The organism is Amphritea sp. HPY (assembly GCF_050870985.1).
GTDB lineage: Bacteria > Pseudomonadota > Gammaproteobacteria > Pseudomonadales > Balneatricaceae > Amphritea.
The window spans coordinates 2,786,920-2,810,640 of record NZ_CP194015.1 but is presented as its reverse complement, the minus strand read 5'-3'; the positions used below and the strand labels follow the sequence as shown (position 1 = coordinate 2,810,640).

General features: G+C 49.8%; 20 protein-coding genes. 13 read left to right on the top strand and 7 right to left on the bottom strand.

The window, feature by feature from the left end:
• The first annotated feature begins 140 nt into the window (after positions 1–140).
• On the top strand, positions 141–500 hold the full coding sequence (locus ACQUQM_RS12440) for a nuclear transport factor 2 family protein (protein ID WP_432470188.1): 360 nt from the start codon (positions 141–143) through the stop codon (positions 498–500).
• Between the two features lie 162 nt (positions 501–662).
• Here ACQUQM_RS12440 and ACQUQM_RS12435 read toward each other — a convergent pair whose 3' ends face one another.
• Together ACQUQM_RS12435 and ACQUQM_RS12430 are read right to left on the bottom strand one after the other, a co-directional pair.
• Entirely contained in the window at positions 663–2,198 is a 1,536-nt protein-coding gene (locus tag ACQUQM_RS12435; RefSeq protein ID WP_432470187.1) for a DUF1302 domain-containing protein, read from the bottom strand.
• A gap of 24 nt (positions 2,199–2,222) precedes the next feature.
• Positions 2,223–3,608, bottom strand: coding sequence for a DUF1329 domain-containing protein (locus ACQUQM_RS12430; RefSeq protein WP_432470186.1), 1,386 nt, complete (start codon positions 3,606–3,608; stop codon positions 2,223–2,225).
• A 450-nt stretch (positions 3,609–4,058) separates the two neighbouring features.
• Here ACQUQM_RS12430 and ACQUQM_RS12425 point away from each other — a divergent pair, with 450 nt between their 5' ends.
• From ACQUQM_RS12425 to ACQUQM_RS12400, 6 genes are all read left to right on the top strand, one after another.
• Positions 4,059–4,844, top strand: coding sequence for an SDR family oxidoreductase (locus tag ACQUQM_RS12425; RefSeq protein ID WP_432470185.1), 786 nt, complete (start codon positions 4,059–4,061; stop codon positions 4,842–4,844).
• A gap of 10 nt (positions 4,845–4,854) precedes the next feature.
• Complete coding sequence (locus tag ACQUQM_RS12420; RefSeq protein WP_432470184.1) at positions 4,855–5,325, top strand: MaoC family dehydratase; 471 nt, start codon at positions 4,855–4,857, stop codon at positions 5,323–5,325.
• A gap of 11 nt (positions 5,326–5,336) precedes the next feature.
• Entirely contained in the window at positions 5,337–6,539 is a 1,203-nt protein-coding gene (locus ACQUQM_RS12415; RefSeq protein WP_432470183.1) for an acetyl-CoA C-acyltransferase, read from the top strand.
• 36 nt (positions 6,540–6,575) lie between these two features.
• Positions 6,576–7,358, top strand: a complete 783-nt coding sequence (locus ACQUQM_RS12410) for an enoyl-CoA hydratase/isomerase family protein (protein ID WP_432470182.1) — start codon at positions 6,576–6,578, stop codon at positions 7,356–7,358.
• 127 nt (positions 7,359–7,485) lie between these two features.
• Positions 7,486–9,132 (top strand): electron transfer flavoprotein-ubiquinone oxidoreductase, encoded by a 1,647-nt coding sequence (locus ACQUQM_RS12405; RefSeq protein ID WP_432470181.1) that lies wholly within the window; start codon positions 7,486–7,488, stop codon positions 9,130–9,132.
• A 104-nt stretch (positions 9,133–9,236) separates the two neighbouring features.
• The gene (locus tag ACQUQM_RS12400; protein ID WP_432470180.1) at positions 9,237–9,830 is read left to right on the top strand and encodes a TetR family transcriptional regulator C-terminal domain-containing protein; all 594 of its coding nucleotides are present in this window, start codon (positions 9,237–9,239) and stop codon (positions 9,828–9,830) included.
• A 4-nt stretch (positions 9,831–9,834) separates the two neighbouring features.
• Here ACQUQM_RS12400 and fghA read toward each other — a convergent pair whose 3' ends face one another.
• Together fghA and ACQUQM_RS12390 are read right to left on the bottom strand one after the other, a co-directional pair.
• Positions 9,835–10,680, bottom strand: coding sequence for an S-formylglutathione hydrolase (gene fghA, locus ACQUQM_RS12395; protein WP_432470179.1), 846 nt, complete (start codon positions 10,678–10,680; stop codon positions 9,835–9,837).
• A 53-nt stretch (positions 10,681–10,733) separates the two neighbouring features.
• Positions 10,734–11,864: an S-(hydroxymethyl)glutathione dehydrogenase/class III alcohol dehydrogenase gene (locus ACQUQM_RS12390; protein WP_432470178.1), complete on the bottom strand. Its 1,131-nt coding sequence runs from the start codon at positions 11,862–11,864 to the stop codon at positions 10,734–10,736.
• A 127-nt stretch (positions 11,865–11,991) separates the two neighbouring features.
• Here ACQUQM_RS12390 and ACQUQM_RS12385 point away from each other — a divergent pair, with 127 nt between their 5' ends.
• From ACQUQM_RS12385 to ACQUQM_RS12370, 4 genes are all read left to right on the top strand, one after another.
• Entirely contained in the window at positions 11,992–12,861 is an 870-nt protein-coding gene (locus ACQUQM_RS12385; protein WP_432470177.1) for a LysR substrate-binding domain-containing protein, read from the top strand.
• A 230-nt stretch (positions 12,862–13,091) separates the two neighbouring features.
• Complete coding sequence (locus ACQUQM_RS12380; protein ID WP_432470176.1) at positions 13,092–14,036, top strand: LysR family transcriptional regulator; 945 nt, start codon at positions 13,092–13,094, stop codon at positions 14,034–14,036.
• A gap of 230 nt (positions 14,037–14,266) precedes the next feature.
• A complete protein-coding gene (gene aspA, locus ACQUQM_RS12375; RefSeq protein ID WP_432470175.1) occupies positions 14,267–16,114 on the top strand; it encodes an aspartate ammonia-lyase in 1,848 nt (615 codons plus the stop codon).
• A 26-nt stretch (positions 16,115–16,140) separates the two neighbouring features.
• Positions 16,141–17,625, top strand: coding sequence for an aldehyde dehydrogenase (locus tag ACQUQM_RS12370; RefSeq protein WP_432470174.1), 1,485 nt, complete (start codon positions 16,141–16,143; stop codon positions 17,623–17,625).
• A 294-nt stretch (positions 17,626–17,919) separates the two neighbouring features.
• Here ACQUQM_RS12370 and ACQUQM_RS12365 read toward each other — a convergent pair whose 3' ends face one another.
• Positions 17,920–18,876, bottom strand: a complete 957-nt coding sequence (locus ACQUQM_RS12365; RefSeq protein WP_432470172.1) for a DMT family transporter — start codon at positions 18,874–18,876, stop codon at positions 17,920–17,922.
• Between the two features lie 122 nt (positions 18,877–18,998).
• Here ACQUQM_RS12365 and ACQUQM_RS12360 point away from each other — a divergent pair, with 122 nt between their 5' ends.
• Positions 18,999–19,898 carry a LysR family transcriptional regulator gene (locus ACQUQM_RS12360; RefSeq protein ID WP_432470171.1) on the top strand — a complete coding sequence of 300 codons (900 nt, stop codon included), beginning with the start codon at positions 18,999–19,001 and terminating at the stop codon, positions 19,896–19,898.
• Positions 19,899–19,925: 27 nt separating this feature from the next.
• Positions 19,926–21,248, top strand: a complete 1,323-nt coding sequence (gene hisD / locus ACQUQM_RS12355; RefSeq protein WP_432470170.1) for a histidinol dehydrogenase — start codon at positions 19,926–19,928, stop codon at positions 21,246–21,248.
• Positions 21,249–21,914: 666 nt separating this feature from the next.
• Here the strand turns inward: hisD and ACQUQM_RS12350 are convergent.
• Positions 21,915–22,544, bottom strand: a complete 630-nt coding sequence (locus ACQUQM_RS12350; protein ID WP_432470169.1) for a helix-turn-helix domain-containing protein — start codon at positions 22,542–22,544, stop codon at positions 21,915–21,917.
• 398 nt (positions 22,545–22,942) lie between these two features.
• Positions 22,943–23,653 carry a glutamine amidotransferase-related protein gene (locus ACQUQM_RS12345; RefSeq protein WP_432470168.1) on the bottom strand — a complete coding sequence of 237 codons (711 nt, stop codon included), beginning with the start codon at positions 23,651–23,653 and terminating at the stop codon, positions 22,943–22,945.
• Positions 23,654–23,721: the final 68 nt, after the last annotated feature.

Here is a 23,721-nt window from a genome sequence, read left to right as displayed (position 1 = left end):
CAATGTTTGCGTCACCCCACAGTCTTTTGGCACATCAACTCCGGAACTGGCATGGCTTACAATCTGGCAAGGTCCTGATAGACAAATGTTCGGTGAGTGCATAGCACGTACGAATTGACTAGTTGTGGAGGACAAGGGTAATGAGTTTAGAAGATATCGTACAGCGAGGCTGGGATGCGGTCGGCGCCGGAGATTTCGATGCTTTGGTGGCCGACTACGTGGAGGACATGACGTTCATCATGCCGGGGCAGACCGACGTTCTTGAGGGACGACAGGCGTTCCGAGCGGCGCTGAATGGTCTTGGGGAAATTCTCCCGCCAGGCTTTGAAATCACGGGGCTGCGTCAGGTCGAAGGGGAGAGTGAAGTCATCTCAATCGTTGAGTGGAAGTCCGAAAAGGTTGCAGGCTCGCAGCTGTCGGTCCTGTTCAAATTCAAAGGCGACAAGATCTACGAGGAGCGGTGGTTTGTCGATACCCTGCAATGGAAGAGCGCATTCTGAGTTCTGCTATTTCAGGCTCATGTCGGCTTGAACCAAGGGAACTGAGCAACGGGACGTTGCTGCACAAACGCATGCACGGGCAGGGTGCAATCATCGGCAGAGATAAAAAAACCGGCTTCGCAAGAAGCCGGTTTTGGAGTTCAAACTATCTCAACAGAGAGATCAGAATGCGTACTTAACGGTCAGTGCGACATAGTCGCGGTCGCTCAGCTTTTTCTCTTTATCAGGTGCTATACCCGTATGGTGATCGCCAAGGTAGGCCGTGTATTTCGCGCCAACCTGGATACCGGAACGGTGATGGGTAAAGTTCGCCCCGATACCGAAGCGGTGATCACCTTCGCCACCGACACCGCCGGTCAGGGTGCGACCGCTGATCTGACGGGCGTAGCTGATTGGTACACCCAGGTCCCAGTTTTCAGTAATACCTGGATAAGACAGGCTTAAAGAACCAGAGAAGGCTAAGCCATGATCGCCCCAGAATGGTTCATCACTAGAAGTAAACGCAAAAGCTGGCAAGGCTGCTTCTTTAACATCCATGATGTCGACATAGGCCAGCTCAGTGGTGAGGGTGGCGTTTTCGGCAAACGATGTACGACCAAAGTTAAATATACCATTCAGGTTAGTCTGCAGAATATCCGATCGCGCACCTGTTGGAACTGCTGTCGTATTAACAAGTGTTGGAGCGCCTTTCTTGTAGGTGATCTCACCTGCAATCGATGCCATTCCCTGTGTGGTGGTAAAGGTTGCACCATAAAGGTCAATATCATCAAAAAATTGAACCTGATAGGTACCTGGTCCTGAAAAACCTGCGTCCGATGGGGTATACAGAGTAAGCGGAATGCGATCACTATAATTCAGGTAATAGAACCCAATTTCAGTATTCTCGCTGATACGGTAGCGTGTACCGATACCCCATTGCCCAGCATCATCGGGTTGAATATCATTATTTCGCGCACCGAAGGGACAAAACCCGGATATTGGTGCGACCATGCATGTAGCGCCAAAACCGACCGCTTCGCTGGTGCTCAGGTAGGAGCCGGGTTCCGGCACGATAGTTTGATGCCAGTCGTACTGGTAGTGGGCCATCAGCGACAGCTTATCGTTAATTTCCAGCTGCGTCGATATCTGCTCTTCCGGCAGCAGGATATCTTTTACTTCGGCGCCAGGAACTGCTGCCTTGATCGCATCAGATGGGCCCTGAGCCAGCGACATGGATGGGAAGAACAGTGCTTCACCCCATGCGACTACATGGTTACCCAGGCGGATATCGGCGTAGCCGGTTTCGCCAAAGGCGAAGGTGGTGTAGCCATAGAAATCCAGCAGGCGGGCGTAACCGCCGTGGTATTTCTCTGCAGCATCGGAGAATTTATCGTCCTGATAGACATCGTCATAAAATGCACTGGCTGACATCACCAGGCCGCTGCCGTTTTTAGACAGGTGTCCTTCCATCAGCAGAGAAAGGCCATTGGCGGTCAGGTCTTTCTTATCAAAATTTGCATCGCCAGTGCTTCGTCCAAATCCAGTGGAGAGAGCAGGATTTTGATTTTCGGTACGTGCCGCAAGAGAATATGCAGCGGTTCCTTTCCAGTCGAAATTATAACCATTACCCAGATCGATGCTCTCGCCGGCTGAAGCCTGAGTGGCCAGACATGCGCTGAGTATCGCGGCTGTCAGAGCACTTTTCTTAAATTGTTGCATTATTGATCCCCTTTTATTTTTAGTTTAGTGGCTCTGTCTACGCAGGGCCGCCGGGGTGAACATCTCTTTGGTGAAGTTACCTTCGTTCAGAACCGGGCCTACTTTACGTTCATTGAACAAATTGTAGCCAACATAAGCGCCGGATGTGAGATCGTGGTAGAAGCTGCTGCCCGCCTGCCATGCATTCATGTCGAAAGCGTAGTAGTAGTTGATGTAAGCATGCTGCATCAGTTCACCACGGGTATCGTAGTAATCGGCAACAACACCGTGCCAGGTATCTTCATCGATATACATGGTGCGACGGCCATACTTGTGGCGGTAGTCATCCTTCAGTGTGCCTTCCAAAACCCATACACGACGCAGCTCGTAACGCATAAACTCAGGGTTGGCATGGCCAGCCTGCAGCAGGTCGTCATATTTCACGTCTTTAGTGTGGATTTTGTAGGCATTAGCCGGGATGTAGATCTCTTTTTTACCGCCAAGAGACCACTCATAGCGTTCTGGTGATCCGTTCATCAGACGATCGGAATCGATAGTCAGCTTACCTGAGGTACTTGCCAGAGGGGTATCAAAACCGTATTCCGGCAGCTGACGTACGCGACGTGTACCCGGGTTATAGTTCCAGGCCAGACGGGTGCCGCGGGCAAAGTTAACCGGCTCGGAGGAAGCAGTTGCGGAACCTTTGTTACGCGCAGGCAGCTCGGTTTTAGTCATGCCATAGGCCATAATGCCGCCCATCGGCTTACCGATTTCATCAGGGGCGTTGGTGATATTGAAGCCTTTGTTGTTCTGACGACCCCAGGAGATCCTGCCGCTTGGACCTACATCGGCAACGTCACGGATGGTACGGTAGGTGTGCGCCCGGAAAGGGAAGTTATGGTTTGCCAGTACCTGCATTGGCTGGTCGGCATCCGGAATTGGAAACGGCGGCGCACCCTTGTAACCGGTGAAACCAAAACCTTCGTCGATCAGCTCTGCATCAGCGGCGTTACGCTTGAATACATCACAGATCTTGTCAGGGTAGCGGAAGTCACGGCGGCCTTCATAAACAGGCATAGTGAATGTGTCAGGATAGCGCTTGAACATCGCCTTCTGACCTTCAGTCAGCTTATCAGCATAGTCCTGCCAGTTCTTGCCGGTAATAGCGAACTGTGGCTTTTCACCGGCATAAGGATCGACCGGATGCTGGCCAACATGGGGAGTGTATTCGATACCTGGAGGAGTACCTAACCATTTGCCGGTATAAGCTGGAATCGTACCCTCTGCATTAGCCGCGGCAATCGCACCGGTACAGGTTAGTTCGTTGCCCAGCTTTGCTACGTCTTCGGGTGAAACTTTGGCCATGACTGCTGCACTGTTGGCAATGAGCAACGTTGCGACCAAAGGTTTCAACAGATTTCTGCTATTCATCCTTCTCTCCTGATCGGGCTTGTACTTCAGATGATTAAGTTACCAGCTGAGGCCAAATACCCATTTCGTTTATTTTTATTGATGTAGCTCAATTGTTTTGCAAACGAAGAATCATGAAATCGTCTGTTAGGACTAGTTGGCCAAAATAGTGAACATAGGGTGCGCTATCTGGTTATGAAAAACAGATCCCTGAGCCGATTGATCGAGCGAAAGCAGCAGCTGCTTATTGCTAAAGCATGGTGGTTCATGTGCTAGACATAATTAAGTTTAGTCACATATTTCCACTAGTCCGCATTGACGATGATAACAACCCCCTGTGAAGGCGTAATAACGCTTAAGTAATGCAATAGAACTGAACAATGTAGTTGTCTTAAATGTTGTTTTAAGTGTTGCCTTAAGTGTTGGGTCTGCCATCGGGCAGATCCGGTAACGGAATAGCGAGGAGTGAATATGACGCAGGTGCCAGAGTATGTAAGCGGACATGGATTACTGAAAGGTAAGTCCGTACTGATTACGGCCGCAGCAGGAGCCGGGATCGGTTTCTCTGCAGCCAAACGGGCTGCTGAAGAGGGCTGTCGGGCTCTGATGATTTCGGATATTCACCCGCGCCGCCTGGAAGAAGCTGTCACTAACCTGAAGGCTGAGACCGGTTTAGATGCGATCTATGGCCAGCTGTGCAATGTGACCTCTGAAGACGATGTACAGGCGCTGGTAGCGGCAGCTGAAGACAAGCTTGGCGGCGTCGATGTTTTGATCAATAACGCTGGCCTGGGTGGGCAGAAGCGGGTCACCGATATGACCGATGATGAATGGCATATGGTATTGGATATTACCCTGACCGGAACTTTCCGGATGACCCGGGCGATGCTGCCGCATATGCAACAGCGCGGCCGCGGTGTGATTGTTAATAACGCTTCGGTTCTGGGTTGGCGGGCACAGAAAGAGCAGGCGCACTATGCGGCTGCGAAGGCCGGCGTGATGGCACTGACCCGTTGTTCGGCATTGGAAGCAGCCGAGTTTGGCGTACGTATTAATGCGGTATCACCGTCCATCGCGCTGCATGACTTCCTGAAGAAAGCATCAAGCGAAGAGTTGCTGGCGCAGTTATCGAGCCGTGAAGCTTTTGGTCGTGCTGCTGAAGTCTGGGAAGTCGCCAACGTGATGATGTTCCTGGCCAGTGATTACTCATCCTATATGGCGGGTGAAGTTGTCTCTGTTAGCTCACAGCAGGCCTGAGGATATGAAGATGGCAAATAAACAGTATTCCACGGCAGAGTCTCTGCTAAGCGCAGAGGGCGCGAATCTTGGTACGACTGCGTGGTTGGAGATAACCCAGGAACGCGTCAATCAGTTTGCCGATGCTACCGGCGATCATCAGTGGATCCATGTCGATCCTGAACGAGCCGCGCAGGGGCCATTTGGCGGCTGCATCGCACACGGTTATCTGACCTTGTCGCTGGTGAATATGTTCCTCCCCCAGTTGATTGAAGTACTTAATCTGCAGATGGGGGTTAACTATGGCTGTGACAAGGTGCGTTTCCCGGCACCGGTACCGGTCGGCAGTCGCATCCGTGGCAGTGGAGAAATTATCCGCACCGAAATGGTCGGACAGGCAGTACAGGCGGTTATCCGCGTAACTGTTGAAATCGAGGGCAGTGATCGCCCGGGCTGTGTCATAGACACCATCAGCCGTTACACATTTAACCCTTTTCAGTGAGGAAACTTAAGATGACCGAAGCAGTAATTGTTGCAACGGCGCGCACCGCGCTGACTAAATCCTTCCGTGGATCATTTAATGACACCGAAGCACCAGTATTAGGCGGACACGTCGTACGTGCCGTTGTCGAGCGTGCCGGTATCGAGCCGGAAGCGGTTGAAGATGTGATTATGGGCGCTGCCGTTCAGCAGGGTACCCAGGCTTATAACATTGGCCGTTTGTGTGCGTATACCGGCGGCTTGCCGGATACTGTGCCGGGTATGGCGCTGGATCGTATGTGTGCCTCCGGCCTGATGACTATTGGTGTCGCAGCTAAGAATATTATTGCGGGTGAGATGAAGGTGGCTATTGCCGGTGGCGTTGAGTCACTGTCGCTGACCCAGACCAAGCATAAGAATACTTACCGGGCACAGTCGGAAGCAGCCAAAGAGGCGATGCCTTCTGCTTATATTCCAATGATTGAGACGGCTGAAATTGTTGCTAACCGCTACGGTATCAGCCGTGCAGCGCAGGATGAGTTTTCTCTGCAAAGCCAGCAACGCACTGCTGCAGCGCAGGAAGCCGGCTTGTTTGATGATGAGATTGTGCCATTGACAGCGCAGCAGCTGGTATTTGATGCGGATCGTAAACCGGCCGGTCATAAAGAAGTAGTTGCGGATCGTGATGAGTGCAATCGCCCGCAAACAACTCTGGAAAGCCTGAGTTCACTGCAGCCGGTCTGGAAAGACGGTCAGTGGGTGTCTCAGGGTGAACATGTTACTGCCGGTAATGCATCCCAGTTCTCTGATGGTGCAGCAGCAACATTGCTGATGAGCCGTGAAGAAGCAGATCGCCGGGGTATAGCGCCATTAGGTATCTATAAAGGTACTGCGGTAGCGGGTTGCTCACCGGAAGAGATGGGTATCGGTCCTGTTTATGCGATTCCAAAACTGCTTGAGCGTTTCGGCCTGACCGTGGGCGATATCGGTCTGTGGGAGATTAACGAAGCCTTCGCCAGTCAGGTTCTGCACTGTCGTGATGCGCTGGGTATTCCGAATGACCGCCTGAACGTTAATGGTGGCGCTATCTCTATTGGCCATCCATTTGGTATGTCCGGTACTCGCATGGTGGGTCATGCGTTGATCGAAGGTAAGCGTCGTGGCGTTAAGTACGTCGTTGTATCCATGTGTATCGGCGGTGGTATGGGTGCTGCCGGTCTGTTTGAAGTTTGCTAAGGCAAACTTTAAACAGCCGTAAAAGGAAGCCTGAATATGCCAAGCTTTGACACTGTTAATTACAGCGTGACCAATCGGGTTGCGTTGCTGGAACTGAACCGTAGCGGGTCTTTGAATTCGTTCAATGAACAGCTGAGAGTTGAGTTGCTGGCTGCCATTAACCAGGCAGAAAGCGATGATAATGTCCGGGTAGTGATTATTACCGGGGCGGGTAAAGGCTTTTCCGCGGGCGCTGACCTGAAAGAGATTCTGGCCGGTTGTGACAGTATCGAAGCGCAGATTCTGGAAGAGTATAAGCCTTTCCTGTGCCGTATCAGTCAGTCAGACAAAACCTATATAGCAGCGGTACATGGTGCCGCAGCGGGTATTGGCGGCGCGTTGGCGATGACCTGTGACCTGATGGTGATGGCTGAATCTGCCTACTTATATATGGCATTCTCTGCTATCGGTCTGGTGCCGGATGGCGGCGCCACCTGGCATCTGGTGAACAGCCTTGGCTATAAGCGCGCCTATGAACTGATCGCAGAAGCGGGCAAGTTGCCGGCAGAACAGTGCGTCAGCCTGGGGCTGGCTAACAAAGTCGTCGCCGATGCAGAACTGCTGGATTATGCCCAGACCTGGGCTGAGCGATTAGCCGCCGGTGCACCATTGTCGCAGAAGTATCTGAAACAGTTATTGCAGTCGGCACAACGCTTGTCTCTTGAGGAGACTATCAGGCTTGAAGCCGGGTACCAGAATATTACGTTTACCAGCGATGACTTCCAGGAAGGCGTGGCAGCGTTCTTTGATAAACGTAAGCCGGTTTTTAAGGGGTTGTAAGACGATCACAGCAGAGTCTTACCCGCGGGAAATTTATTGAATTGAAATTGTAGGACGGAAGTGACCGTCTCAGATACAGACCCTTGCCTCAGGGCAGCGTTTGTATTGGCAGTAAGAGGAGTTGAACATGCGCGAAGCGATGGAGTTTGATGTTGTAATCGTTGGGGCCGGGCCTTCCGGCCTGTCTGCTGCCTGTCGCCTGATGCAACAGGCGCAAGCTGCAGAACAGGAACTGACGGTCTGTGTCGTAGAAAAAGGCTCTGAAGTCGGCGCCCATATCTTATCTGGCGCCATCGTTGAGCCCCGTGCGCTAAACGAGCTGTTTCCAGATTGGAAAGAGCAGGGTGCTCCCCTGAATACCCCGGTCACCGAAGATCAGCTATTCCTGCTGAAAAGCGAAGAGAAGGGACAAAAGCTGCCCAACTTCGTAGTGCCTAAGACGATGCATAACCAGGGTAACTATATCGCCAGCCTGGGTAACCTGTGTCGCTGGCTGGCGGAACAGGCAGAGCAACTGGGAGTCGAGATCTTCCCCGGCTTTTCTGCCGCCGAAGTGCTTTATCATGAAGATGGCTCTGTCAAAGGTATCGCCACCGGTGATATGGGGGTCAGCGAAGCGGGTGAGCAGAAAGACAGTTATATGGAAGGCATGGAGTTGCACGCCAAATATACGCTGTTTGCCGAAGGCTGCCGTGGCCATCTGGGTAAAGAACTATTTGAACGTTTTGATCTCAGTGCGCAAGCGGATACGCAGCACTATGGCCTGGGTATTAAAGAGTTATGGGATATCGACGCAGATAAGCATCAGCCAGGGCTGGTACTACATGGTTCCGGCTGGCCGATGGAGCAAGGCACCAGTGGTGGTTTCTTCCTCTATCACACCGAAAACAATCAGGTTGTAGTCGGCTTGATTATCGATCTTAACTACGCCAACCCATACCTGAGCCCGTTTGATGAATTTCAGAAACTGAAACACCATCCGGTGTTGAAACAATACCTGGAAGGCGGAAAACGTATCTCTTATGGCGCTCGGGCTATATCAAAAGGCGGCTTTAATGCGTTGCCTGAAATGACTTTCCCTGGTGGCCTGGTGATCGGTTGTAATGCCGGTACGCTGAACTTCGCCAAGATCAAAGGCACGCACACTGCAATGAAGTCTGGCATGCTGGCGGCGGAAGCGGTATTTGAGGCGATCAACGCCGGGTGCGAAGGTGCTAAGGAACTTACAACATTTACGGACAAGTTTAAAAACTCCTGGCTGCACGAAGAGCTACATAAAAGCAGGAATTTTGGTCCGGCGATGCATAAGTTTGGCCCGATACTGGGCGGTGCGTTTAACTACATCGATCAGAATATCTTTGGCGGAAAATTACCGATAACACTGCGCGATAACCGTGACGATTATGCACAGTTGAAAACTGCTGATCATTTCACGCCGATCAGCTATCCGAAACCGGATGGCAAGCTGAGCTTCGATAAATTGTCGTCGGTATTCCTTTCTAATACCAACCATGAAGAGGATCAGCCTTGCCATCTTAAGCTGACTGATGCGGATCTTCCTTTGTCGAAAAACCTGCCGCTGTATGCTGAACCGGCGCAAAGGTTCTGTCCGGCAGGGGTTTATGAAGTAGTTGAAGATGAGCAGGGGCAGCGATTCCAGATTAATGGCCAGAACTGTTTGCACTGTAAAACCTGCGATATTAAAGATCCGTCCCAGAATATCACCTGGGTAACCCCTGAAGGCGGCGGCGGACCAAACTATCCGAATATGTAATGTAACGATGTTACCTCTGTGAACGCTTGTTCACGTCCTTTTGCCAGATATTGCTTCAATATCTGGTTTTTTTATTATGGTTCGCCGCTATCAGGACTCAGGTTATGTGTAATAAGAATGAAACAAGAAAAAGCCTGATAAAGGCTGGTCTCAGCCTTTTTTCACAAAAGGGATTCCATGCGGTTGGTATCAACGAAATTGTCAAATTATCCGATATACCTAAAGGCAGCTTTTACAATTATTTTGCTTCAAAAGAGGTTTTTGTTAGTGAAGTCCTGAAAACTGCGGCTTTGCTGAACCGGAAGACGATTGCTGAAACCGGCGGCAGCGAAGATGAAGTAAGGCTGATAATCAGTTTGCTGAAAGAGGCAGTCGAAAAAGTTGAGCCCGAGCAGGCCCATTCAGGTTTATTGTTTGCGAACAACGCCGGGACTCTGTCACAAACCAGTGATGCTTTGCGCAACTCCCTCAGTGTATATATTGAGGAATCATTAGCGACGATACGATTGTTATTAACAAGAGCGCAGGAAAAAGGCTCAATCAGAGCAGACCTGTCGGTTGATCAGATCACTACCTTTTTTTGGGACTCATGGCAGGGAGCGCTGTTGAGAGCTCAGGTAGAGCAATCAGCCCAGCCCCTGCATCAGGTTATCGAGTTCGTCTTTGAAGAGTTTGTATACCGTACATCCATCCGATAACCACTCAGATTTTAAGGTGGCCGGCATGGAAGCGCAGATGCTCTTCGATAAAGCTGGCGATGAAGTAGTAGCTGTGATCGTAGCCCTCATGACGACGAAGGGTTAGTGGGTAGTTACTTTCTTTACTTGCAGCCAGCAATGCTTCCGGCTTCAATTGCGTCGTCAGGAAGTCATCCGCTTCGCCCTGATCAACTAAAGCAGGTACAAATTCTTGTGCTGTGCGCATCAATTCACTGGCATCGTACTGTCGCCATACTTCGCGGTCCTGGCCAAGATAAGCAGTAAATGCTTTTTCTCCCCAGGGACAGTTTATCGGGTTACTGATCGGACTGAATGCGGAAACTGAGCTGTAGCGGTCAGGGTTACGCATGGCAATGGTCAGGGCGCCATGGCCTCCCATTGAATGGCCGGCAATTGCCCGTTGATAGGTGACCGGGAAGGTCTGCTCAATCAGTGCTGGCAGTTCAGAGACCACATAGTCATACATCTGATAGTGGCTCTGCCAGGGGGCTTGAGTGGCGTTAACATAAAAGCCAGCACCCAGTCCAAGATCATAGCCAGCGTCCGGATCATCGGCGACATCGTCACCCCGCGGGCTGGTATCTGGCGCAACAATTGCGATCCCCAATTCTGCGGCGATACGCTGGGCACCGGCTTTCTGCATAAAGTTTTCATCGCTGCAGGTCAGGCCTGATAGCCAGTACAGCACTGGAACTTTAACGCCGGCCAGAGTCTGAGGTGGCAGATAAACAGCAAATCGCATCTGGCAATTCAGGGCCGTCGAGCGGTGGCTGTATTGCTTGTGCCAGCCACCAAAACTCTTGTTGCGGCTAAGGTTTTCTATCGTCATAGGGGCTCCGTGCGGCCATCCCGAAAATCAGGTAGGCCGCAGTCTGGATTCGTTTACTTGTCGAAGTGAATTACGCTGCGGATGCTTTTGCCTTCGTGCATCAGATCGAATGCTTCGTTTATCTCTTCCAGCCCCATAGTGTGGGTGATGAAGTGATCCAGCTTGAACTCGCCTTTCAGATAACGCTCAACGTATTCTGGTAACTCAGAGCGTCCTTTAACTCCGCCAAAAGCGGAACCGCGCCATACTCGCCCGGTGACTAACTGGAACGGTCGGGTAGAGATCTCCTGACCTGCGCCGGCAACACCGATTACTACTGATTCGCCCCAACCTTTGTGGCAGCATTCCAGTGCGGAGCGCATCACATTGACGTTACCGATACACTCAAACGAGTAGTCGACACCACCGTCGGTCAGTTCAACGATGACATCCTGAATCGGCTTGTCGTAGTCCTGCGGATTGATGCAGTCGGTAGCGCCCAACTGACGCGCCAGCTCAAACTTACTTTCATTGATATCTACAGCGATGATGCGGCTCGCCTTAGCCATAGTCGCGCCGATAATGGCAGACAGGCCGATGCCACCGATGCCGAAAATAGCCACCGTTGCGCCTTCTTCCACTTTGGCGGTGTTCATTACCGCACCCATGCCGGTAGTTACACCACAGCCCAGCAGGCAAACTTCTTCTAACGGTGCATCTTTGTTCACTTTAGCCAGGGAGATCTCAGGCAATACGGTATATTCAGAGAACGTAGAGCAGCCCATGTAGTGATAGATCGGCTGACCGTCCTTGTAGAATCGGGTGGTACCATCGGGCATCAGGCCTTTGCCCTGAGTTTCCCGAATCTTCTGGCACAAGTTTGTTTTGCCTGACTTACAGAATTTACACTCGCCACACTCTGGGGTGTACAGTGGGATTACGTGATCACCTATGGCTACGCTGGTTACGCCTTCGCCGATCGCTTCTACGATACCACCGCCTTCATGGCCGAGAACCGCCGGAAAGATCCCTTCAGGATCATCACCAGACAGGGTAAAGGCATCGGTATGGCATACGCCGGTCGCGACAATACGTACCAATACTTCACCTTTTTGCGGCGGCATAACGTCTATCTCTTCGATAGACAGAGGCTGATTTGGTCCCCAGGCGATCGCTGCTTTTGATTTGATCATTTTCTCGCTCATGGCTGTTATCTCTTTACCGGTTCTGTTAGCGGAATAGTCGCTGTGATAATTGATGAGCGCATTGTAGTTGTTTCTTGATGAGTGATAATCTAGCTGTTTGTTAAATTACTTTTACGAGATGGTAATAATGTTCAACTGGGAAGGTGTTACTGAATTTGTTGCGGTAGCAGAGAAACAAAGCTTTACTGCCGCGTCCCGACAGCTGGGGATTTCTACTGCGCAGGTCAGCCGACAGGTGAGTGCACTGGAGAGTCGGCTGGCAACCAAACTGTTTTATCGAACCACCCGCAAGGTCTCGGTTACCGAAGCGGGGCAGATCTACTATCAGCACTGCCGTCAGGTTTTAGATGGCCTCGATGATGCCGAACGGGCGCTGACTGATCTGCAGAGCACGCCACGGGGCAAGCTTAAAATCACAGCCCCGACGACCTATGGTGAAAGCAAGATTGCGCCTCTGCTGAATGATTTTATTAGCCTGTATCCGGAGCTGGAGGTGCAATGCCGGCTAACTAACCAGAAGGTCGATCTGGTTGACGCGGGTTTTGACCTGGCGATACGTCTGGGCAAGCTGGACGATTCCAGCATGATGGCAAAGCGGCTGGCCTCACGGCGTCTGTTTGTTTGCGCTTCTCACGCCTACCTGTCTACCTTTGGTGAACCTCATCTGTTATCCGAGCTGGAGCATCATAATTGCCTGCAGGGCACACTTGAGTACTGGCGTTTTCAGGAGAGTGGCCAGCAAAGAAATATAAAAATAAGCGGTAATTTAAGTTGTAACAGTGGCCAGGCTTTACTGGATGCAGCCTTAAAAGGTTTAGGTATAGTGCAACTGCCTGACTACTATGTGCTGGAATATGTAAAGCGCGGAAAATTGATTCTGCTACTGCAGAACTATCAGCCCGAAGATGAAGGTGTATGGGCTCTGTATCCGCACAATCGGCATCTGTCGCCGAAGGTTCGATTGCTGGTGGATTATCTGAGTGAGCATCTGAGTTAACTGCCAGCTTTTATTTCATACCTATAGCGTTGTTCTTTCAGGTTTTATATCTATCTGAACAGATAGCAACCGGTTAATTGCTGTATTTGTTTTTATAATTTAATTTGATTTCTGTGTGAATTTTTCTTATACACTGTGTTATTCGCTTTTGTATTCGCTTTTGTATTCGCTTTTGTATTCGCCGGTATCATTCCTCCGGTCTCCTCATTCTTATCGAAAGGTTATCGAAAATGCATTTCACCTTAAAACAGTTGCGCTACTTTGCTAAAGCCGGTGAGTTTGGCAGCGTCACCAAGGCTGCTGAAGCGTTGCATGTCTCGCAACCTTCGATATCCTCAGCGGTACTCCACCTGGAGGAAGTGACCGGATTACAGTTGTTTGTGCGTCATCATGCCCAGGGGTTATCGCTTACTCCTGCCGGGCGGCAGTTTATTCTTAAAGCCAAACAGTTACTGAACGACGCCGAAGGACTCGGGCGTTATGCGAACACGTTGGGAGAAGATATCGCCGGAACACTGCGTATTGTCGGCTTCCCAACTTTTACGCCGATGTTGCTGCCATCGCTGATGAAAAAGTTTATAGAGACCTATCCAGAGGCCAGTATTCAGTGTGATGAGAGTCACCAGAAGGATATTATTCAGAGCCTGGTAGATGGGCGGTATGAGCTGGCGCTGACTTATGATCTGCAGATCCCTTCGGACATAGAGTTTGAACCTATCATGGAATTCCCTGTTTACGCTGTACTGGCTCAGGATCATCCGCTGGCTGATCGGGATGAGCTTGATTTAAAGGAGCTGGCAGAATATCCCATGGTGCTGCTGGACTGGCCGATGACCCGGGATTATTTTTTCTCCCTGTTTCTGAGTCAGGATCTTGAGCCGGACTTCGCCTACCGGGCGCAATCCCTGGGAATGGTCCGTGGATTGGTCAGCAATGGCTTTGGCTATACCTTGTTTAATGCACCGTTGGTGAATAATAAGGCGTTGGATGGATCCGAGCTAAAAGCTATTCCTCTAACGGGTAATCTGCGCCCGCTTCGATTGGGCGTTGCTAAGATCTCACAGTTCAGGCTCACGCCAGTCGCTGAGGCATTTATCAAATTACTGAAAGAGCGAGCAGCAGAATTGACCGCTTCCGTGTTCCCCGATCAGCGCTTTTACCGTCATTTGAAGTAATAAAGTAACTTCTGCCAAACCTATCAATAGCACTGACCGCTCTGATCGGTGCTGGCTTTCTACGTTAATTTACACGCTGTATAGGAAAAACTGATTCAGCCCAAATTATTATAATATTTTACATATGTAGCGGCTCTTTTTAGTCTGGATGAGTAAAAGTTCGTACATCTTGTGCGAACAGTTCGAAACAAATCCAGCCCGGCATTGTATGCGGGGCAGCAGAGTAAAAAATGAACGCAAATAATAAAAAGTTAATCAAAACAGTTCTACAGTGCGATAGCCTGGAAAGTTCGCAGTTCAGTGCATTGCTGAAACTATGCGTCGTCAGAGAAATTAAAAAGGGTAAACCGGTCCGTACTGAAGACTGTGCTGAGCGACTGCTGATCTTATTAGCAGGTGTTAGTCGGCAGACTCTGTCCGGTCATCAGGTTCAGTTAACCGGTCCGGTGCTCTGTAACCCTCTGGTCGGGTCGGGTAGCAGCGCTGGGTTCGGCCATTTTCTGGCGGAAACCGATGCCACTCTACTGGATATAGATCGCAATCAGCTGTTGAACTGGTGTACAGGTTCACCGGAAACTGCTGCGATCGGCACGGTGTTGCTGCAACTGGAAAAGCAACGTCTGGAATTTCAAAATCGGGGTAGCAGTACTGAACTGGTGCGTCGGGAAAAAGATCTGCTGGGCGAGCGTGATGTTCCCCAGTCTGCGCTGTTTGGCGTACAGACGCTGCGTGCGCAAGAGAATTTTGAGATCACCGGCATTAAGCTGATGCACTTTCCTAAGCTGGTTAGCGCTTTGGCTATGGTCAAGAAAGCCGCGGCTAAAGCGAATAATAAGCTGGGCCTGCTGGACGATATTAAGACCCAGGCGATAGGTCAGGCTTGCGATGAGATTATCGATGGTCGGTGGCATGAGCACTTTGTAGTTGATGTGATTCAGGGCGGCGCCGGTACCTCGACCAATATGAATGCCAATGAGGTGATAGCCAATCGAGGTCTTGAGATTCTTGGCTACAGTCGTGGTGACTATCAAAACCTGCACCCGAACAATCACGTTAACCTCTCGCAATCGACAAACGATGCTTACCCTACGGCTATCCGGTTGGGAATTCTGCTGAGCCATCAGGAGTATGTCACGGCTCTGTCAGAGCTGTGTTATGAACTGAAGCAGAAAGCGGTAGAGTTTTCCGGGGTGGTTAAAATGGGCCGGACCCAGTTACAGGATGCGGTGCCGATCACGCTGGGACAAGAATTCGATGCCTGGTATTCCACAGTTAAGGAAGACATCGAGGAGGCAAAAGATGTGGTGGAGTACTTCCGTGAGATCAACTTAGGCGCAACCGCTATTGGCACAGGAATAAACACGGATCCGGAATACTCCAGCCTGGCGATAGAAGAGCTGTGCCGTATCTCAGGTAAGGAGATGGTCAGGGCCAGAAATCTGATCGAGGCGACCTCCGATATGGGCGCTTTTGTTACCTTTTCCAGCGTACTGAAGCGAAACGCGGTAAAGCTATCTAAGATGTGTAATGACCTGCGTCTGCTTTCCAGCGGTCCCCGGGCCGGTTTCCAGGAGATCAATCTGCCACCGATGCAGCCGGGTAGTTCGATCATGCCGGGTAAGGTCAATCCGGTGATTCCAGAGATGGTGAACCAGGTTGCGTTCCAGGTTATCGGTAACGATATCGCTGTGACGATGGCGGCCGAAGCCGGTCAGTTGCAGCTGAATGTGATGGAACCAGTGATCGCCTTTAATGTTTTACAGTCCCTGCGCTTGCAGATTCGTGCTGTAAAAACGCTGGCGTCAAAATGCATTAAAGGGATTACCGCCAATGAAGAGCATTGCCTGAATACGGTGAATAACAGTATCGGCATCATTACCGCGCTTAACCCTTATATCGGTTATGAGAACGCGACCCGAATTGCACAACAGGCAATCCAGCAGAATAGCAGCGTACGTGATTTGGTACTCGCAGATGGCCTGCTGTCCCCGGTTGAACTGGACGACATTCTGAGCGTTGAAAATATGACGGCGCCACGCCGGGTGCGCAAGAGCGCAGTGAACAATAACGCTGTCTGAATCAGTGACAGTGACGGAGTAAACAGATGACTACACAAAATAAAGAATACTGGCTGGCGAAACAGCAGAGCATCAGCCTGCAAAATAAGGCTTTCATCAACGGTGAGTTTGTTGAAGCTCAAAATGGCACCACCTATGACACCATTAATCCGGCTACTGGTGAGCTATTAACAGCAACCGCAGCCTGCTCTGAGCAGGATGTGAATACTGCGGTTGCAGCAGCACGTCGTACTTTTGACAGCGGTATCTGGGCCGATAAAGCACCTTCAGAACGCAAAGCCGTGATGAAAAAACTGGCCGCACTGATCATGGAAAACCATGAAGAGTTGGCCCTGCTGGAAAGCCTGAATGTCGGTAAACCGGTTCAGGACGCGATGAATATCGATATTCCAGGTTCGGCCGGTTGTTTCGAATGGTACGCCGAAGCCGTCGACAAAATGTATGGCGAAGTAGCGCCGACCGATGGCAATAATATAGCCACCATCACCCGCGAACCTGTGGGTGTCGTTGCGGCAGTAGTGCCGTGGAATTTTCCGCTGGATATTGCCGCCTGGAAACTGGCACCCGCTTTGATTTCTGGTAACTCAGTCATTCTGAAACCGGCTGAACAGTCGCCATTAACGGCGTTGAAACTGGCTGAGCTGGCACAGCAGGCAGGTATCCCCGACGGGGTGCTGAACGTTGTTACCGGCCACGGTCATATTGTCGGCAAGGCGCTGGGATTGCATCAGGATGTTGATTGCCTGGCGTTCACCGGGTCAACCCGGGTCGGTAAGATGTTTATGGCTTACTCCGCCGAATCAAATATGAAACAGGTATGGCCTGAAACCGGTGGTAAGAGTCCTAACCTTATCTTTGCCGACTGTGACCTTGATGCCGCGGTTGAACATGCAGCGATGGGTATCTTCTTTAACCAGGGAGAGGTCTGTTCGGCTAATTCGCGAATTCTGATTGAGCGCAGTATCAAAGATCAGTTTGTTGAAAAGTTTCTGGCGAAGGCTGGATCGATGAAGGTGGGTGATCCGCTGGACAGTGATACTCAGGTGGGTGCGCTAATTGATATCAATCATGCCGGAAATGTTCGAGAGTGCATCAGAAAGGCAAATGATGAAGGCGCAACAATGCTTACCGGTGGCGCGGGTGATACAGCGACTGCGGTAGTTGAACCGACTATCTTTGATGACGTCTCACCGCAAATGTCGATCGCAAAAGATGAGGTATTTGGTCCGGTAGCAGCGTTGATTACCTTCGATTCAGAAGCCGAAGCGGTGGCGATTGCCAACGATTCTGTTTACGGACTCGCGGCGTCTTTGTGGACCACTAACCTGAACCGTGCTCACCGGGTGGCGAAGAAGCTCAAGGCCGGCACCGTTTCTGTTAATACGATGGATGCGCTGGATTTCAGCACGCCGTTCGGCGGCTTCAAACAGTCTGGATTTGGCCGTGATCTGTCTCTGCACGCCTTTGATAAGTTTACCCAGCTGAAAACCACCTGGATCAAACTGGGTTGATGAGTTCGGCTGGCGACTGCTGTTACCAGCCCGTTCTGATATCTGGCTATGTCTGGCTGCAGGGCTGGTGATTTTATTGGGTGGTAGCTAAGTGTAGTTCTATCGCTCTCAGCAATTCAGAACAGACTTCAAACCGATGCTTTATTGCTGTGCTTTTCTGCCATCTTATTCAGCAAAAATCCGTATGACCTTGCTCTAATGTGAACTTCCGCCATTGGCAGGAATCCGTTTGATAATGATGCCTCGGCAAAGACGGCTAAACAGTCGCTTAAACAGATAAAGAACAGTGCAAGGTTAGCGGGAATACGTCGTAACCTTGCGGTTTTCCGGTTGAATACGGGGCAATACATTATTGGCGACCAGTGCCAGGATAACCAGGCACATACCGTAGATCTCCATAGGGTCAATGGTTTGACCCTGCAGGAAGGCGATGATAAATGCCGCCACCGGAATCATATTCATAAATAGTAGTGAGTTCAGGGCGCCCATACGGGCAACACCGCCAGACCAGCATGAGACGGCCAGCACACCGGCCGCCAGGATCAGATAACCGATCTCAAACAGTACCGGTTCGATCCGCTCGGGTGTCGGGATCGCAGAGACACCGATCAGGCTGGCGACAGTATTGGCGAACAGGATAGTGATCAGTCCGGCGCAGCATGACAGCGCGGTATACCGGCTGGAACTCCAGCCTCGTACACGACTCATGCCCATGGAGAATATCACCCAGCAGGTGACACCCATGATAATCATCAGGTCGCCCTTGATCGCATCGAGTTGTAACAGGTTGGCAACTTCGCCTCTGGAGATGACCAGTATCACGCCGGCAATGGCGACAAAGGTACAGATCAGGGTGGTTATGTTTGGCCGCTTACCTTGAGTGATCCAGCTGATCAGGGTGCTGATCAGCGGCATCAGGGAGGCGATAACGGCGCCGTGCTCTGCCGGGGCATGTTTCAAACCGTGAAACAGCAGAATGCTGAAACCGCAGAAGCCACAAGAACCGTATAGCCAGAGTTTTGCGAACTGGCCGTCATAGCTAAATGCTTTGCAGCCCTCTTTGAACCAGAGCAGCAGGCAAAAAATGATAGCGCCGGTGCCGTAGCGAATAGTCGTCATCGAATAAGGATCAAGATACTTAAGCGCCGTCTGGGATACGCCATACATACCGCCCCAGGCAACGGCAGCGACTAGCAGATAACTGCTGCCGATCAGGCTGTTGTTACTGGAATAGTTCTGTTGATTATTCATGGCGGATATCCGGCTAATGATGAAAGAAGCAGCCGCAATACGGCGATTGATAAACAGTGTAAATCGCCCGAGCGGCGCAGATAACCAGACGAGTTGAAACAACATATTCGGATTATTAATAGATGTCGTTAAAACCAGAGTATCTAAAGGCGCTGATCGCTACCGAGCGTAATGGCAGCCTCTCAGCCGCTGCTGCCGAGCTGGGTATTACCGTCTCCAGTGTCAGCTATGCCATACGTCAGTTGGAAACTGAGTTGGCTGAGTGCCTGCTGAATCGGGATAACTATAGAGTCAGCCTGACCGAAGCGGGGCAGGCCGCTGCCAGCTATGGACGACAGATTTTGCACCTGCAATCGAGTCTGGTAGCGGAGGTCGGTCAGATATCCAGTGGCTGGGAGAAAGAGCTCTGTATTGCGTTTACCAATATGTTGCGCAGCGAAGTGCTGTACCAGTGGATCAGCGAATTCTACCGCCTTAACAGTGGCACCCGAATCCGTATTATTCGAGAGGTGTATAACGGCACCTGGGATGCCTTGTATGACAAACGCGCCGATCTGGTCATTGGTGCAATTGGTCGTCCGCCCCATGAAGTTGATGTTCAGTATGTACCGATGGGGCGCCGTGATCTGTATCTGGCGATGGCGGCAGATCATCCCCTCGCAGTACTTCCTGAGCCACTGTCGATGATGCAGATCAGCCAGTATCGCCTGGTGGATGCGGGTGATAGCAGTCGTCTGATCCAAAGCTCAAATGTTACGGCGTTTAATAACAGCGATCAGCTTACGGTGCCGGACCTGTTTGCCCAGAAAGAAGCGATTTTAACGGGTATCGGGGTGGGTTTTTTACCTTTGTATCTGATCGAAAATGAGATCGCTCAGGGGCGGATCAAGGTACGTGAAGTAGTTAACAGGGAAAGCAGTGTTGAGTTATTCACCTGCTGGCGGCAATCCGGTCGGGGTAAAGCCCTGGAGTGGTTCACCGAACGCCTGCTACAAAGTGATTGCCGGGCACAGTTTATCTGAATAAGTAATTTAAATGTGGGATAAGAGATGAATAAGAACATCAGTTTCTGGGAGTTAGAAAAGCTGACTTCGAAACAGCAACAAAGCCTGTTACAACGGACAGAGTCGGACCTGAGTGATTATATAACGCAGGTTCAACCAATCATTGCTAAGGTTCGGGAGCAGGGCGATCAGGCGCTTGTCGACTGTGCTGCCCGCTTTGATGGGGCCAGCATTACTATCGATCAACTGCGGGTGACGGATGCTGAGTTCGTCGCGGCGCAACAGCAGCTGGACAGTGAAACTCTGACGGCAATTCGCTTCGCCGCGGATAATATCCGCCGTTATCATCAATCACAGAAACCCGGTGAGATGACGCTGCAGGAAGTACGCAGCGGTAGCTTTGTCGGCGAACGCTTCCTGCCAATCCCGTCGGTGGCCTGCTATGTCCCCCGCGGCAAGGGTTCATTTCCCTCTGTACTGCTGATGAATGCCATTCCGGCGCTGGTGGCAGAAGTGAAGCGGGTCATTGTTATAACCCCACCAGGAGCCGATGGTAGCGTTGATGCTGCCACGCTGTCAGCCTGTCGGGAGATAGGAATTACAGAAGTGTATAAGTGCGGCGGAGCCCAGGCCGTCGCTGCGGTGGCGTATGGTACTGAAACCTTACCTCGCTGCAACAAGATAGTCGGTCCTGGTAGCCCCTGGATGGTAGCGGCCAAGCAGGTGCTGGCAAACCGTATCGATCCGGGTATTCCTGCCGGCCCTTCAGAATCTATCGTATTTGCCGATGCCGGCATCGATGGTAAATTGGCTGCGCTGGATCTGTTGATCGAAGCCGAGCACGGCCCGGACTCTTCAGCTTACCTGGTGACTACTTCCCGGGAGGTTGCTGAAGCGGCCATTAGCGCTATGCCGGAACACTGGGCTGGAATGAGTGAACTGCGGGTAGAGTATTCAAGCACAGTCCTGTGTGGCCCGATGGGGGGCGTTGTGTTGGCTGCTGATACCGCCGCTGCATTTGAGTTTATCAATGCCTATGCCCCGGAGCATCTGCAGATCCTGAGTCTGGACCCATGGCAGTATCTGGGCCAGATAGAGAATGCAGGTGAGGTTCTGTTAGGCCAGCACTCGCCTAGTACCCTGGGCAATTTTGTTCTGGGTTGTAATGCGGTACTGCCAACATCCGGTGCTGCGGCGACTGTTTCGCCGTTGGGAGTTATGGATTTTATGAAGTTTATGTCCGTCGCCTATGTCACTGAAAGTGGTTACCCGGAGATGGCAAAGCAGGCCAGAGTACTGGCGACGTATGAAGGCTTCGATGGCCATGCTAATGCGGTATCTGAGGTGCGTCAGCGGTATATCAGGTAGTGAAGGCTCTTCAGATATTAGCTACCCCGGCTAAAAAGTGTTTCAGATAAATGCTCTTAAGCCTGTCGAATTCTGGCATCGAAAACCAGTTATCAAACGGGCTATTAACTGAACCTTGAGCCACCCAGGTAAAACTGGGTGGCTTTTTCTTTCTTTAAGTTAGGTGCCTCAGCATCCCGCTTTCATATCTGAACCAAGCTGAAGGCAACATTTACGTTCGAGTCACCAGGGCGCTTCCACATCGTCAAAAATACCAGAAAGCGGACATGGTATGTGTCGTTCTGAGCGTCTGCAAGCGCCACCAAGCGGACTATCCTGCTGAGCATATTGAACTTCCGCAAGCGGTACAAAGGAGTCACTATAGCTCTAGTTATTTACGCAGGATTTATCCTCTGTTAAATCTGAAAGCGGATATATCATGTGGCGCTTGAGGCGTCTGCAACCGCCACAAAGCTGTCAAATTTTGACACTGATGTCTATTTTCGGGGGGATATGGAAGAGCTCTTGGACTTGAGTATAAATGCTGATTCCGTGTCATAAATGGTTATCAGCTATGAAAAAAATTGGTAATGGAATCTTATGTTGGATTTGTGAGTAATTATTCAAATTGTTGAAATAAATAAATTATTATTTCTTGTTGTTTTTTTAAATCATCGTTAATAATTTTTAATTGTTGAAAAGTCTACCGCTAAATAGAAGAATAATAAGCTGAGTTTTAGTCTTTACTTTTAGTTTATTCATTATTTTTCTAGTGTGAGATCTTATGGTTGCTTCTTGTATTCCTGTATAAAAGCTTATGTTTTTGTTGAGCATTCCTTTTAATATTAGCTTTGTGATCTGGTTCTCTCTAGGAGTAAGTGAAAGATTTGATTTGTCATACTTTAAATTGAATGAATGTGTGCTTTTGTCAAAAAATATATCAGCATTTTCATGATTTGATCTAAATATCTCATCTATTTTATACTTGATGTGCTCTTTACCTAAGGATGCATTAATTATAGATTTAACACCTATGATCTTAACAGTTTCAGAAAAGTCGCTATCTATCAGGCTAGCAATGATGATAATTCTAGCGCCTGTGCTAATAAGGTCTGAAATAATATCAATTGAATCCTGATTTTTAAGGCAGAAGCTATCAATGATGTAATAATGGTTGTTTGTGATAGTTGAAGATTTATTCTTTGTTATAAATTTATTGATGTTATCAACAAAATAAAAATTCTTGTTCTTGTGTTCGTGCAATACATAACCAAATCCATGGCAGAATAAGTTACTACCAATTATTGATAATTTCATTTCTCTTAAAAATATCCCATATATAAAATCATAATGACATGTGAAGTGGAAAATTCTAAACTTTAAATCGCCCGATCAATTTGTTTTTATGACGCCCCATGTCGGTCATCTCGTCACTGAGTTTAGCTGAAGTCTGAGCGTGCTCCGATACTTCATCAGCGACATTTTGAATGGTTTTTTAAGTTTTAATGAATCTCTAATCATCCTTTAAGGTCAACTTCCAGTGAAATATTAAAAAGCTCTGTCAACAAGTCATTTAGAAATGACAAGCCGACAGAGAAGAGCCACTCGGGAAAGTGGCACAGACCTATGCGATAACATGAAGGAGTTACTTTACAGGCCTACCGTGAAAAAAAAGGACAAGGCCCGCAAAGGAGGGCCTTGCCAAGGGAGCCAGCCTATTTAGAGGCTGTGGAAAAAAATTTATAAATCCAGATTGCACATAATTCTTCGTTTGTTTCTGCTAGCAGAGACACCATTCCCTCTCGAATTCTTCGCGCAGGAATACGATTCCGACGATCATCCATCAGGCTCTCAGAATAGCCTTTAGGAAATTCCGGATGTCCCTGAATCGTCAGGAAATGCTCTTCGTACTGAATCATGTAGTAAGGACAAAAATCACTCGATGCCAGAACCTGGGCTTGAGCTGGTAAAACCACCACCTGATCCTGATGACTAACCACTAGATCCATACCCTCGCTGTACGGTCGCATCCAGCTTTTCCTGGCATCTATCTGATTAAATGATAATCCGATACCCCAGCCTTTGGGTGACAATTCAACTCTTCCCCCCAGCGCTTTCGCTACCAGCTGATGACCGAAACAGATACCAACAAACTTTTTCTTAGCCTGATGTAATTTCAATACGAAATTTTCGAGACCTTCTAGCCAGGATAAGTCGTCATTCACACCGCATTTACTGCCCGTCGTAATGTAAGCATCGCATTCATCAATATCTAAGGGATATTCCCCTAGCGTTACATCATAGAGTTCAAATTGAACATCCAATTGAACATTATCGAACAGGGCACTATACATTTGCGGGTAAGTACCATGCTCAGATACAAACTTTTCCAGTACATGGTCGCACTGCAATATGCCAATTTTCATAGCAACCTCAGTTTCACAAAGATTTTGAAATCATGGACTGATCAAGGCGTTCTCTGTAGAAAACAAAG

Bases quoted from the DNA above. Each gene is read 5' to 3' on its own strand.
- ACQUQM_RS12410 (WP_432470182.1), top strand. From the start codon at position 6,576: ATGCCAAGCTTTGACACTGTTAATTACAGCGTGACCAATCGGGTTGCG.
- ACQUQM_RS12385 (WP_432470177.1), top strand. From the start codon at position 11,992: ATGTTCAACTGGGAAGGTGTTACTGAATTTGTTGCGGTAGCAGAGAAA.
- ACQUQM_RS12400 (WP_432470180.1), top strand. From the start codon at position 9,237: ATGTGTAATAAGAATGAAACAAGAAAAAGCCTGATAAAGGCTGGTCTC.
- ACQUQM_RS12390 (WP_432470178.1), bottom strand. From the start codon at position 11,864: ATGAGCGAGAAAATGATCAAATCAAAAGCAGCGATCGCCTGGGGACCA.
- ACQUQM_RS12365 (WP_432470172.1), bottom strand. From the start codon at position 18,876: ATGAATAATCAACAGAACTATTCCAGTAACAACAGCCTGATCGGCAGC.
- ACQUQM_RS12380 (WP_432470176.1), top strand. From the start codon at position 13,092: ATGCATTTCACCTTAAAACAGTTGCGCTACTTTGCTAAAGCCGGTGAG.
- ACQUQM_RS12425 (WP_432470185.1), top strand. From the start codon at position 4,059: ATGACGCAGGTGCCAGAGTATGTAAGCGGACATGGATTACTGAAAGGT.
- ACQUQM_RS12360 (WP_432470171.1), top strand. From the start codon at position 18,999: ATGTCGTTAAAACCAGAGTATCTAAAGGCGCTGATCGCTACCGAGCGT.
- ACQUQM_RS12370 (WP_432470174.1), top strand. From the start codon at position 16,141: ATGACTACACAAAATAAAGAATACTGGCTGGCGAAACAGCAGAGCATC.
- ACQUQM_RS12405 (WP_432470181.1), top strand. From the start codon at position 7,486: ATGCGCGAAGCGATGGAGTTTGATGTTGTAATCGTTGGGGCCGGGCCT.
- ACQUQM_RS12345 (WP_432470168.1), bottom strand. From the start codon at position 23,653: ATGAAAATTGGCATATTGCAGTGCGACCATGTACTGGAAAAGTTTGTA.
- ACQUQM_RS12430 (WP_432470186.1), bottom strand. From the start codon at position 3,608: ATGAATAGCAGAAATCTGTTGAAACCTTTGGTCGCAACGTTGCTCATT.
- hisD (WP_432470170.1), top strand. From the start codon at position 19,926: ATGAATAAGAACATCAGTTTCTGGGAGTTAGAAAAGCTGACTTCGAAA.
- fghA (WP_432470179.1), bottom strand. From the start codon at position 10,680: ATGACGATAGAAAACCTTAGCCGCAACAAGAGTTTTGGTGGCTGGCAC.
- ACQUQM_RS12350 (WP_432470169.1), bottom strand. From the start codon at position 22,544: ATGAAATTATCAATAATTGGTAGTAACTTATTCTGCCATGGATTTGGT.
- ACQUQM_RS12435 (WP_432470187.1), bottom strand. From the start codon at position 2,198: ATGCAACAATTTAAGAAAAGTGCTCTGACAGCCGCGATACTCAGCGCA.
- ACQUQM_RS12420 (WP_432470184.1), top strand. From the start codon at position 4,855: ATGGCAAATAAACAGTATTCCACGGCAGAGTCTCTGCTAAGCGCAGAG.
- aspA (WP_432470175.1), top strand. From the start codon at position 14,267: ATGAACGCAAATAATAAAAAGTTAATCAAAACAGTTCTACAGTGCGAT.
- ACQUQM_RS12440 (WP_432470188.1), top strand. From the start codon at position 141: ATGAGTTTAGAAGATATCGTACAGCGAGGCTGGGATGCGGTCGGCGCC.
- ACQUQM_RS12415 (WP_432470183.1), top strand. From the start codon at position 5,337: ATGACCGAAGCAGTAATTGTTGCAACGGCGCGCACCGCGCTGACTAAA.